At 26.9% G+C, this 13,720-nt stretch carries 6 protein-coding genes and 1 riboswitch; of the genes, 3 read left to right on the top strand and 3 right to left on the bottom strand.

All coding sequences use genetic code 11. The features are described 5' to 3' along the window. Positions 1-32: 32 nt before the first annotated feature. Both mgtA and rpsD read right to left on the bottom strand, forming a co-directional pair. Positions 33-2,702 (bottom strand): magnesium-translocating P-type ATPase, encoded by a 2,670-nt coding sequence (mgtA, locus tag HGD80_RS01605; RefSeq protein WP_225904412.1) that lies wholly within the window; start codon positions 2,700-2,702, stop codon positions 33-35. A gap of 375 nt (positions 2,703-3,077) precedes the next feature. Further along, positions 3,078-3,674 (bottom strand): 30S ribosomal protein S4, encoded by a 597-nt coding sequence (rpsD, locus tag HGD80_RS01610; protein WP_219475323.1) that lies wholly within the window; start codon positions 3,672-3,674, stop codon positions 3,078-3,080. A gap of 622 nt (positions 3,675-4,296) precedes the next feature. Between rpsD and HGD80_RS01615 the strand changes: the two genes are divergently transcribed. Next, on the top strand, positions 4,297-4,512 hold the full coding sequence (locus HGD80_RS01615; RefSeq protein WP_219475325.1) for a hypothetical protein: 216 nt from the start codon (positions 4,297-4,299) through the stop codon (positions 4,510-4,512). A 338-nt stretch (positions 4,513-4,850) separates the two neighbouring features. Here the strand turns inward: HGD80_RS01615 and HGD80_RS01620 are convergent, their stop codons facing one another. Beyond that, positions 4,851-6,557 carry an ABC transporter permease subunit gene (locus tag HGD80_RS01620; RefSeq protein ID WP_225904413.1) on the bottom strand — a complete coding sequence of 569 codons (1,707 nt, stop codon included), beginning with the start codon at positions 6,555-6,557 and terminating at the stop codon, positions 4,851-4,853. Between the two features lie 55 nt (positions 6,558-6,612). After that, positions 6,613-6,783: riboswitch (Lysine riboswitch) on the bottom strand. A 1,436-nt stretch (positions 6,784-8,219) separates the two neighbouring features. Here HGD80_RS01620 and lysS point away from each other — a divergent pair. Together lysS and dnaE are read left to right on the top strand one after the other, a co-directional pair. Further along, positions 8,220-9,755, top strand: a complete 1,536-nt coding sequence (gene lysS / locus HGD80_RS01625; RefSeq protein ID WP_219475330.1) for a lysine--tRNA ligase — start codon at positions 8,220-8,222, stop codon at positions 9,753-9,755. Positions 9,756-10,611: 856 nt separating this feature from the next. Next, entirely contained in the window at positions 10,612-13,362 is a 2,751-nt protein-coding gene (dnaE, locus tag HGD80_RS01630; RefSeq protein ID WP_219475333.1) for a DNA polymerase III subunit alpha, read from the top strand. Positions 13,363-13,720: the final 358 nt, after the last annotated feature.

A 13,720-nucleotide genomic window follows, 5' to 3' on the forward strand; every position in this document is an offset into this window, starting at 1 on the left:
AAGGATAAAATAACGAAATTAGTTAATACAATTTATAATAATTGTTTGTGTTTTTGAATAAAGATTTTTTTAGCCCATATCATAACTAATGAATAAATAACTACTAAAAATAACAAAAAGGAAAAAATTGTAGGTTTTTCAAAAATTGATTTATCTAAATTAAGGGCTTGACTTACAATAGGCATTAAAGGAAGGAAAGTAGTAATTACCAAACCTAAACAACAACATGCCATAATAAGAAAAGAAGGAAGGTTTTTTTGATTGTTTTTAGCAATAATTTTGTCAGTTCGCAGTAAGAAAAGGGTTAATGTTTGTGACCACATTGAAAAAATAAACCAACTAGTTTGAAATAATTGTGGACTTTGGGATAAGTTTTTTAAAATAAATTTCATTCCAATTAAAAAAGCCACATCCAATAAGAAAGAAAAAAAACCAAACCATAACATAAAACTTTTAATACTTGCAAAATCCCATTTGCGTGGTTTTTGTAAATAAATATCATCAACATTATCAAAAGGAATAGAAAAACAAATCAAATCATAGATAAGGTCTAAAAATAAAACTTGTAAAACTATCATAGGTTGAAAATTAAGACATAAACTAGCAAGCAAAATACTGAGGGAATTGGCAAAATTAGAAGATAGAGTAAATTTAATGTATTTAAGGGCGTTAGTATAGGTTTTTCTTCCTTCTACAACTCCTTGTTCTAAAACGATAAGTTGTTTTTCTAACAAAATAATATCTGCAATTTCTTTAGTAATTTCAGCACCACTATCAACACAAATACCTAAATTAGCTTGTTTCATAGAAGAAGCATCGTTAATTCCGTCACCCATAAAAGCAACGATATTGCCTTTTTGTTTAAAAACAGATACAATTCTGGCTTTTTGTTCGGGGGATAATTTAGTAAAAAGATTAGTTTTTTGAGAAGCTTCGTAAAGAGCATCATCACTTAAATTATCGATGATACTTCCTTGAAGACAATAAGTTGTTTGAATATTTAATTTTTGGGCAATAGCTTTGGTAAGAATATCGTTGTCTCCTGTAAGGATTTTAACAACAATACCTTTTTGTTGCAAAGAGGCAATAGTTTGGGTTGAACTTTCTTTAATAGGGTCTAAAAAAGTAAGAAATCCGATTAGAACCATTGATTTTTCTTCAATTTGTCCAGGAGTAAAACAGGGTTGTTGTTTGGGATTTGAGATAAGTTTTTGGGCTACTCCAACTACGCGATAACCTTTTTGATTATAAGTTATGGTTTGTTGCAGGACTATTTGTTTGCTTTGTTCACTTAAAGGAACAACTTTGCCTTCAAGTTCTACATGATCACAAATAGCAAGTATTTCTTCAATTGCTCCTTTAGTAATCATTTGTTGTTTTTGAGAAACATCTTGTATTACTACACTCATTTTTCTTCTTTTAAAATCAAAAGGAATTTCATCAATTTTGGTAAATTGCTCGGTGATTCCTTGTAAAGAAGGATGTAGAGTTTGGGCATTATTTGTTTTGGTAATAATGGCTTTATCAATTAAACTTTTAAGCCCTGTTTGAAAAAAACTATTCAGATAGGCATGACGCAAAACACGGACATCTTCGTTGCCATTAAGGTCTAAGAAATTTTCCAAAAAGATTTGGTCTTCGGTAAGGGTTCCTGTTTTGTCAGTAAATAAAATATTCATTGCTCCAAAACTAGAAATAGCATTTAGGTTTTTAACAATTACTTTGCGCTTGGATAAAGCAACAATTCCTTTAGAAAAAGAAGTAGCAACAATTAAGGGAAGCATTTTAGGAGTAAGTCCAAAGGCAATAGTAAGAGCAAAAAGAAATGATTGTAATAAAGTATTTTGAGGTTTTTTAAAGTTGAATAAAAATACTAAAGGCGCCATTAAACAAATACATATCATAAGTAATTTAGCAATGGTATTAATGCTTTGATCTAAGTGTGAAAGGGATTTTTTTTTAGTAATTTCCTGGCTGATATTACCTAAATAAGTATCTTTTCCTGTGACTAAAACAATACCTGTAGCATAACCAGAAATAACAGTTGAACCTGCTAAAACTAATTTAGGATCGTCTAAAATAGTTTCACTTTGTAAAAAAGCACACGCCATTTTTTCTACTGGTTCTGATTCACCAGTAAAAGTAGTAGTTTTTACAAAAAAATCTTTAGTTTCTAATAATTTAATATCAGCTGGAATAATATCTCCTGCCGAAAGAATAACAATATCTCCTCTTACTACTTCTTCTAAAGCGATTTCCAATTTAGAATTATTTCGTTTAACTGCAGTTGTATTTTGTACCAAAGTTTTTAATTGAGAAGTAATTTTTAAATGTTTACTTTCTTGACTAAATTGGACAATGACAGAACCCAAAAACATTAAAATAGTAGTTATAATAGTAGCATAACTTCTATTTTCTGGACTGGGAGTAAGAACATCATTAACCAAAGAAATAAGAGTTAAAATTAATAAAACAATATTAAAAGGAGTAATTGCAATTTGGAGTAATTGTTTAGTAAAAATGGTTTTGATTTCTTGGGATAAAATATTTTTACCATACAAACTTTGATGCAACATTACTTGATTTTGATCTAATCCTTGCAAAGAAGAATTAAGGGTTTGTAGAGTTTGTTCTTGGGATTTTTGACTCATAGTTTTTAAAAAATCAATTGTTTCTTGGCGTTTTAAATTTACTTTTTTCATATTAATCAATTCCTTTTTTGAGATTTTTAAAAGTTAAAAGTTAATCAAAAACAATTAAAAACTGAAACTTTAATAATTGATAATTAGGGTAAAATGTTAAATAAATGATATTAGTTTACAAAAATATTATAATATAAAAAGCTATGTTTATTATAGACAATAAGTTTTTTTGGTAGTTTTTTTGGGGGGTGTTAGTTTATATATACTATTATATTTGTTTTATAATTATTATTTTATATAATTAGTTATCTTAATTATGGATTATTAATAAATAAATTATTTTTGGTTGTTTTTTATTATACAATGACAACTAATTAACTACTATTTTATATATTCCAAATACACAAAAAAACACCCTATTAAAGGGCGTTTAAGTTATCTATTATAATATTCAACTATTAATTGTTCGTTAATATCTGGTAAAAATTCGTTTCTTTGAGGGTATCTTACATATTTACCCACTAATTCTTTATCTAAAGAAACATAATCTGCGCGAACAAACTTACTATTTACAGCTTCTTGGACAATATTTAGATTTTTAGATTTTTCTCTTAAAGTAACTGTTTGCCCTGGTTTTAAACGATAAGAAGCAATATCTACTTTTTTTCCATCTACTAAAATATGACCGTGATTAGCTAATTGTCTTGCTTGAGCTCTTGTTTTGGCAAATCCTAAACGATAAACTACATTATCAAGACGAGATTCTAATAGTACTAAAAACATTTCACCATGAATCCCTTTTATTTTGCTTGCATTATCAAAAGTTTTGCGAAATTGCTTTTCTGATACGCCGTAAGTAAAACGTAATTTTTGTTTTTCTTGCAATTGAAGCCCATAATCACTTAATTTAACTTTTTTTTGACCGTGTTGTCCTGGACCATAAGCTCTTTTGCGTAATTCTTTTCCAGTTTCTGAAACCGAATAATTAAGGCGTCTTGAAACTTTCCAAAGTGAACCTGTATAACGTGACATTTGTAAACTCTCCTTTTTTAAGGTAAGTTTGTGTAACCAAATAATTAATAATCGCCTGCTTTCTTTTCTTTCTTAAACAGCAAAGAATTACTTAGAAAAGCCTCTAAAAGGCAAGGGATTAGTTTAATTATTTTAGCTACATCTGTTTTACCATCACTAATATTTTATAAAAAAAAGATGAAATAGTCAAGTATTTTAGTGATTTTCTTTTAATTTTAGTTAATTTGGAAGATGTTTTTTTATTTATAGTTAGTTATTTGGATATAAAAACCCCAAACTAAGTAAATAGTTTGAGGTTGTAATTATAAAAGATGTTTTATTATTTTGCATTTAATGAATCATTTTTTATATTTTGTTTTGATTCTAATTGTTCTTCTAATAATATTTTTTCTTTTAACAATTTATTATTAGGTAAATAAACAAATAGCAAATAGCAACTAACTATCAATACAAAAAGAATAAAATCATAATACATCAATAAATAACTTATCTTGGGAAATATTTAATGTTTATGATGAACCTTTATTAGAAGGCACAATATATAATTATATAAGAGGATATGGAACACATTTTATTTCTGTATTTTTTTCTATTTATTACATTGTTTTTATTTGGATTACTTATGTTAAGGCAAGAATTACTTTTTAAATGTTTGTTTGTGGCTTGCTATTTTGTTATAGGTTTATTGTCTTTTAGGATATATGTAGTTGTAGAAATGTTTGAACATAAACGCTATTATCCTTTAAAAAAAGAAGAAATAAAAAAAATACAAATAATAGGTGTTTTGCCAAAAGATATTAATCAAATTTTAAAAAAAGACTTTATTATTCAATTTTGATAAATTGGAAATAATTGGAGAAGCTATAATTCTATATTTTATATCATTTTACTTTGGCTTTTTGTATTTATACCTAAAAATATAAAATGGTTTACAAATATATCTGATTTTTTTATTATTTATCTTTAATAATAATATCTGTTGTTTGGGCTGTTATCATTAGATATTTATTAAACAAAACAATTATTAATAAATTTATGAAATTATATCAAAAACAATTATTTAAATAATCATTTATCATATCTTAAATTTCAATCAATAATGAAGGCTAACTTTTTGAAAGTTAGCCTTTTAATAATAACAAATAAATTATAACTAAATATCTTATATTATATAGTTTAAACTTGTCTTACTTTTTCCATTTTTTTCAAAAAGAAAATAACAGTTCCTACAATAATCAAATAAATAATAGAAGAAATATAATAAGGTTTAGGACTTGCAACACTACTATACAAAGCATTAGAAGCACAAGCAATATCAATAATTCCACCTAACATACTAAAAACAACACAATCTTTTAAATTAATAATAAACTCATTTAAAATAGGAGTTTGTGATCTTTTAATAGCTTGGGGCAAAACAATATAGCGCATTGTTTGAGTATGTGTCATTCCCAAAGACAAGGAAGCCTCAATTTGTCCTTTATCCAAAAAGGAAATATTTTTAGTAATAATTTCTGAAATATAGCCCATAGTATTTAAAATAATTACCATATAAGCAGCAAACATTGGAGTATACCAAGTAGCATTTTGGAAAAAAGCAAACTCTTTTAAGAAAAAATAACTCACAAAAGCTTGCACTAACATAGGAGTGCTTTTAATAATCCATATATAAAAATTAATAATTCTACATCCTATTTGATGCAAATAATAAATTAAAAAATGACTTTTCTTTTTGGTAATATTTAACACTTGGAAAAGAACTAACAATAAAGATAAGACAAATCCTCCAAAAGTGCCATAAATCCCAAATTTAAGAGTTGTTAAAATCCCTCTTTTATAAAGAGAAAAGTTATTTTTAAAAATAGACCATATATTTAATGTATCTTTTTCTGAGGTTTGTTTATACATGAATTCTTTTCTTTTATCTGAGGTAAGTTCTTTTGTTAAAAAATCTTCAATGTCTTCTTTGGTAATTTGTTTGTTGTTAATAAATTCTTTGTTAATGTCTTTTTGTTTTTGAAATCCAATAGCAAGTATTCCAGCGGCTTGTTTTATTTCTTTATATAAAGCTGTTTCTTTATCTTTTTCGATGATTTGAGCTTGTTTTATTTTATTATCTAAAATTATTTCTTTTTTCATTTCTATTTTATCTAAATTATTATGAGTTTGTAAATGTTTTTGGGCAACAGTTGCATCAGCTAAATAAAAATATTTGGAATCTGTTTGAACTTTTTGAGCTTGAACATCAAAATTGTCAATTCCTTCTACTTCATTTCCTTTTAATGTTTTTGCTATTTGTTCGTAAAAAGTTCCTCGTTGATATAACATTTTTCCAGGTAATTGAATTTTGTCATTAACTATAAATTCACCCTTATTAGGATTATTTTTATTTATAACAATAACATAAAATTGATCTTCATCATAATAAGAATTATCAGTAAAATCAATTTGGTCTTGTCTTTCTTTTGTTTTACTCATCCCTGCAATAATTAAATCAATATCTCCATTTTGACAAGCAGGAATTAAACTATCAAAATCTATTTTTTTAATTACTAATTTAATTTTTTTATCATACTTTGCATTTAAATAATCAATTAATTCTTTAGCTACTAAAACATCATATCCAGCAACTAAAATATCACTTTCTTTACCATTTATTGTTAAAGGATGCAAGTCTTTTTTATCTTTATTATTAGAAAGATAATTATAAGGTTTATAATTGCATTCCATTCCTACAACTAAAGTATTTTCATCTTTGTTTTTAGTATTTTGAGGATAAAAATCATCATATAATAAAAAAGATAAAATAATAGTTAAAATTGTTAAAAAAAGATATTTAGCTTTAAAATAATTCTTAATTCTTGAAAAAGATAACGTTAGCAAATGATTTTCCTTCCTATAAAACAAAAAACCTTCTTAAAAGAAGGTTTGAGAGAGACTTGATTAAAGCGCCTTTACTGTTAAAACAGCAAGAATATTATAGATATTTTCTATAATCTCATAATAAATTATTGCCATAATTATTATTCGGCGATGGTTACCTTTCTTATGCTTCACAGAATGCCTTCTTCACATAATACTCTTTTACACCGCTACCTCTTTTTGATTTTATATAAAATTTTATTTAGTAATCGAAACATATAATAAAAATTTATTATATAGTAAATTATAACATAATTTTTTAAACTGTTTCATTTATTTAGACAACTTAATATTTTAAGATGATGTAGTTTCTATTTTCATTTCATCTGCAATTGTAATTTTTTCATAATCACTTTTAGCAAATTCCATTTCATATTTAATATCAAAAAAAACCATCTTTTAAGATTTTATCTATTTTAATAAAGGTAATATTTTCATCTTTAATATCTTCTATATTGATATTTTGATTATGTTTTGTTTGTAATTATTTTGGATGTGCTCCATTATGCTGTTATTATTATTTTTATTTTTTTTAGTTTTCATGTTTTTCATATTTTGTTCTTTTCCTTTGTTTTTTTTACTATAATAAAACTTACTATACTAAAACTTTTACAAATAAAACAGTTTTACGACATGCCAAGGTCAAAAGAAACAAAAGAAACATAAAGCAAAAACACAAGGAAAATTAAGGACTTGATTGCTTTGTGACTTATGGCAAAATAATTAAAATGCGATTTACAACAATTTGCACTAATCCTATTTTAACACATTTTGACAAAATATCCAAATTAAGGAATAACATAAACTAAATTTGGAATCTCATTATAAATATTTTCATAATCTTAATAAACTTATATATCACTTTACAAATTTATCATATAACTATTTAAATTTATTCATTTTGTTCCATTTTTGCATAAAAAAAGTTCAAAAAAAATCAATTTTTTCACAAAAAGCACTTTTTGCTGTTGTTTTTTTAGTAAAATATTTTATCTTAAAAAAAACAAATGGAGGTTTAAAATGTATAACGAAGGAATGTTTGATGCTTCATCAGGAATGATGACAGGATTAATTGTATTTTTAGTAGCTTTAGCAGTTTTCTTTATTGTCCTTTTTTAAAAATGGGTATATAGTTGCGGAATGAATAGCAAAAGCATTGTATTGCCTTTAATAGTTACTTTTTTATTAGGCGGTATTCTTTGATTTCTTATCGGTTATTTGGTTGGAACTAATAAAAAAACACCACCAAAACCACGATATAAATAATTTTTAATATTTACTTATTTTGTTAAAAACATCCTTTTAAAAATTATCTTTTTTTGCAAATCATCTCTTTTAAAACTATTTTGATTTCAAATTTTAATTCATCAATCAAAAACAAAAAGCAATTTTAATTTTGTAAAATTCAATTACCAACCCAAAGGCATTCTTTATGAGTGTCTTTTTTTATTTTATCCAAACTAATTAACTTTTTTTGCTTTTTCAAACCACAAAATAAAAAAAAATTGCATTTCCCCACAAAAAAATCCCCAACCCCTCCAAAAACATCACCAAAACCGAAGTTTTTTTGGTATAATAAAGGTTAAATGTTTAAAAAAATTAAATGATGCAAGGAGCATATAAATGGCAACAAAATTAAGCGAACAAGAAATTATTAGACATCAAAAAATGAATGAATTAAAAAAAATAAAAATCGATCCTTTTGGAAAAAAATTTGTCCCTTCTCATTCCATCGAACAAATTCTTTTGCAATACCAAAAAGCAGATAGTCTAGCTCTCGAACAGTCACAAATCAATGTTTGTGTAGCTGGCAGAATCGTTTTAAAAAGAGGACAAGGCAAAGCAGGTTTTTTGCATTTACAAGATTTTAATTTCCGAATGCAAGCATATATAAAACTGGATTTAGTGGGCAAAGATGCTTTTCAGATTTATCAAAATTGTGATTTAGGAGATATCATAGGCATCAAAGGTTTTTTATTTAAAACCAAAACGCAAGAATTAACCATTAAAGCCTTGGAATTTATTCATCTTACCAAAGCCCTAAAACCTTTACCTGACAAATTTCATGGCTTGCAAAACCGCGAAGAGATGAGAAAAAATCGCTATATTGATCTAATCGTAAACGAAAAAACAAGACAAGTATTTTTAACTCGCAGTTTGATTATGAAATACATTAGAAATTTTTTTGATAATCAGGGCTTTTTAGAAGTAGAAACTCCTATTTTACAACCAACTTTGGGAGGCGCTTCTGCCAAACCTTTTATCACTCATCACAACGCTCTTAATTGTGATTTTTACTTGAGAATTGCTACCGAATTACCCCTTAAAAAATTAATTGTTGGTGGAATGAATAAAGTCTATGAAATCGGACGTCTTTTCAGAAATGAAGGAATTGATGCCACACATAATCCCGAATTTAGCACTATTGAGGCTTACTTGGCTTATGCTGATATGCAAGATATTATGGACTTAACAAAGCAATGCTTGCAAGAATTGGCCCAAAAATTTTTTGGCAAGTTGCAATTTACTTACCAAAACCAAGAAATTGATTTTTCCCATTTTGCAAAAGTAAGTATGGTTACATCAATCAAGGAAAAAACAGGAATTGATTTTACAGATAATTTTACCTTGGAACAATGCCTTTCTTTGGCAAAAAAACACCAAATTGAAGTTATGCACCATTTTAGTCAAGGACATATCATTGAGGCTTTTTTTGGAAAATACGTAGAAAACACTCTCATTCAGCCTACTTTTGTCTACGGACATCCACTGGAAATAAGTCCTTTGGCAAAACAAAACGAAGCTGATCCTCGCTTTACTGACCGTTTTGAACTTTTTATTTTAGGTAAGGAATTTGCCAATGCTTTTAGCGAACTTAACGACCCTATCGAACAAGAAAAACGTTTTTTAAATCAATTACAACAAAAACAATTAGGCAACGACGAAGCCAATGACATGGACTATGATTTCCTAAACGCCCTTAATTATGGCATGCCTCCAACTGGTGGTCTTGGAATGGGACTTGATCGTTTGGTTATGCTTTTAACCGATACTGCAAATATTCGTGATGTTATTTTATTTCCACATTGTAAAAATCAAAATAAATTTAGTCAAAACAAAACATCAAATAAAGTCCTAACAAATAACGATAACAAATAAAGCAAGCAAAACCAACAAGCCAAAAATAAATTATTCCCAAAAGAAAAAATCTCCAAATCACCAAAGCCCAAAAATCCGAAAATAAAAAAGGGTAAAAAATATTTTATATAAAATGGGTTAATGATAATTAAATATTTTGTGTTGCAAAAACAACCGAAGGGAGCAAAAAAATTAAACAAAAGACAATTATAATTATTTTAGGAGCAATTTTTACATTTTTTTCCTTAATTTTAATTTGTGGAGTTTATTTTTTAACTAACTTTACTTTTGCCAAAATACCAAAATCAAATCATAATGCAACATTCCCAAAACCCAAAGTTCACGATATTTATCTAGATTCAGCCGAACAAGTCCAAAATTATATCAAAGAAAAATTCCCCGATTCTTTTCCTGTTTGCATTAACTACCCTTCTTTTTGTTATTATTTGTGTTCTTTGCAAAATTTAAAAAAACCTTTTTTCCTTAAAAATGCCCCAAAGAAATTAATATATGTCTATCAAAAAGACATTGATTTATCCAAATACGGCTATGGCAATAACACTCATAGCATCGAAGATTTAAAAAATTCTCGATTAGGTATTAAAAATTTATACCTTTTTTTGGTTAAAAGATAGTTCGCAAGCAGAACCAAAACAAAGAGATGCAATAATAAATTCGTCGTCATCAAGAACTAGACAGAAAAACTGGGATGGTTCGCCAAATTTGCAAAATTGGCAAAGCCAAAATTGGGAAGACGAATAAAGTTTTTGTAAATCACAAAAAATAAATAAAATTAGAAAATCCAAACAAACATCCAAACAAACAAACATCCAAAACAACAATACTTTTATTTTTCAGCCAGCAAGGAAGTGCAATTATGAGAGGCGTTTTTTATTTGCAAAGTTTTTATAGCTTATTACAAAGTCTTAATTCTTTAGAAACTTTGGTACAAAAAGCCAAAGAAAATGATTATGATTTTGTTGCTTTGAGCGATGATAATTTATATGGCATGCCAACTTTTTTAAAATTATGCCATAACTATCAAATCAAACCTATTTTAGGACTAAAAATAAATTTTTTGCACAACAATCAACTAGCAACACTTTTAATTTATGCCAAAAACGACCAAGGAATCAAAAATTTAATTCAAATTTCAACTATTATTAAAAATGAAGAAACACCCCAAATTACCTTAAATCAAATTGCTCATTTAGGTAAAGATTTGTTTGCTTTGATTCCTGGAGAAAATCCCTTTTTTGATGATATGTTTTTTCGCGACCAAAAAGATAAATTTTTTCAAATAGCTACTCAATTACAAAAAATATTTGACGAACTTGTATTAGGTATTTCTTATCAAAACTCCTTTTTGGAATTACTTTCTGAAAATATCATTGATTTTGCAAACCACTTCCAAATTCCTTATGTACCAATTAACAAAACTTGCTATGATACTTTCCAAGCCCAACCAACCTATCAAATACTTTCACAAATGGAAAATAAAAAAAACGACGACCAAACTGATTTATCTTTTTTAACCAAAGATAATTTTGATAGCGCCTACAACGCCCAAACACATAAAGCAATGTTTGCTTATTTAAAAAAATTAATCTTTTCTATTAAATATCAAAATTATTTACCACAAAAAATGTTGTTGCCTTCCTTTGTTGATTTTTTACAACCCCAAAAAATAACTGCCAAAGAGCACTTAAAACAAATTTCTTATGAAGGTTTGCGCCAATACATCGATTTTAAAAACTCTAAATATACCAAATACCAACAAAGGCTAGATCAAGAATTACAAATTATAGCTGATATGGAATATGACAATTATTTTTTAATTGTAGGTGATGTTGTAAGATACGCCAAAAAACAAGGTATTTTAGTAGGTCCTGGTAGAGGCTCTTCTTCGGGTTCTTTGGTGTGTTTTTGTTTACAAATTACAGAGATTGACCCTTTAAAATATGACCTTATTTTTGAGCGTTTTTTAAATCCTCAAAGAAAAACTATGCCAGATATTGACCTTGATTTTCCAGACAATACAAGAGATTTAATTATTCAATATGTTTGTCAAAAGTACGGCACCAAACACGTAGCAAGTATTATTACTTTTGGTAGATTTGTAAGCCAAAAAGCCATTATCAATGAATTAGTTAAATTTATGCCCACAGTAAAGGAATTCCAAACTAAACGCGTTTTGGCATATTTGGATAAAAAAAACACTTATCAAAAAGAAACTTTGGATTTGCAAATGAAAAACTTACTTACAATGGCATCTTATATCGAAGGAATACCACGGTTTACAGGAACCCATCCAGCAGGAATTATTTTAAGCCAAATGCCCCTTGATCAAATTATTCCCTTACAAAAAGGCACTCATAATAACTTACAACAAACCCAATGGGAAGCTTCTTTCCTTGAATCAATCGGACTTCTCAAAATAGATTTTTTAGGATTAAGAAGTCTTACTTTGATGAATAAAATGGTTTTAGTCATTCAAAAAACTAATCCCCATTTTGGTCTTTTTAAAATCCCTTTAAACGACACAAAAACTTTCGAGCTGTTGCAACAAGGAAAAACAATAGGGATTTTTCAATTAGAATCTTATAACGCCAAAATCTTTTTACAAAAAATGATGCCCCAAAAGTTCGAAGACCTAATTGCCTTACTTGCCTTAAATAGACCAGGACCCATCGATTCTTTTAATATGTTTTTAAAAAACCGCCATCAAAAAACTACCACTTTTTTTAGCCCCTTAATTGATTTTATCCTCCAACCCACTTATGGCATTATTCTTTATCAAGAACAAATTATGCAAATTGTAGCTGTCTTTGCCAAATACAGTCTTGCCCAAGCAGACCTTTTTAGAAGAGCTATTAGCAAAAAGGAAAAAGATTTATTATTGCAAGAAAAAAACAACTTCATTGCCCAAAGCAAAGAACAAGGACGCAACCTTACAATAGCTAACAAACTTTATGATTATATTTTAAAATTTGCCAATTACGGTTTTAACAAAAGTCACAGTGTCGCTTATTCTTTAATTAGTTATCGTATGGCTTATTTGAAAGCTAATCATTTTATTGCTTTTGTAATTACTTTATTAAATGATGCTATTGGAGATGCAACCCAGACAGAAATTTTGCTCAAAGAAGTTATCCAAAAAGGTATCATTATAGAAGCACCCCATATATTTAGTAGCCAAGATAAATATTATTTCAAAGACAATAAATTATTTTTGCCTCTAACTATTATTAAAGGAATAAATGTTGCTTTTTGCCAAGAATTAATGAAAGAACAAAAAAAATTAATTAAAGAACACCAAAAATTAACTAAAACTGCCAAAATGCCCCTTTATTATTCTTTTAAAACCTTTAAACAACAATTGTTTCCTTTCCTCACCGAACCTTTATTAACTAATTTAATTTTTGCAGGCACCCTTGATAAAATGGGGCTAAACCGCAATACTTTAGAACAAAACAAAGATTTAAAAGAAGTTAAATATTATCCATATTCGGATTACGAACCTAAAATACACCCCGAATTAACTTTAAAAGAACTTGTCATTAAACAAAAAAAAACATTAGGCTTTGGACTTCATAATTTATTAATTAATCAAAAAAATAAATCTTAAATATTATTTTATTATTCAAAATTATTGTAAATACAAAAACATTATTAAATTATTTAAAATTATTATATTTCTATATTTTGCTCCTTTTGCCTTTTTCATATTTTTTTGCTTTGCTTTGCTTTTCATTTTTTTGTTTTTAATTTGATTAAATCTGTTTTTTAAACAATTACACAATCAATAAAAATAAATAAAAGAGGATAAAAATGGATAAATTATTAATTGTAACAATATTAGTAATCATTTTTTGCGCAATACATTTTAAACAAAAAGTCAACATCAAAAAAAATATTGTCTTTTTATCAGAAAAAATCAGTTTATGGATGCAAACATTTTATTTTTATCATGCCATTTATTGTGA

The sequence above is a fragment of the Paulownia witches'-broom phytoplasma genome, assembly GCF_019396865.1.
In the GTDB taxonomy this organism is placed as follows: domain Bacteria; phylum Bacillota_I; class Bacilli_A; order Acholeplasmatales; family Acholeplasmataceae; genus Phytoplasma; species Phytoplasma asteris.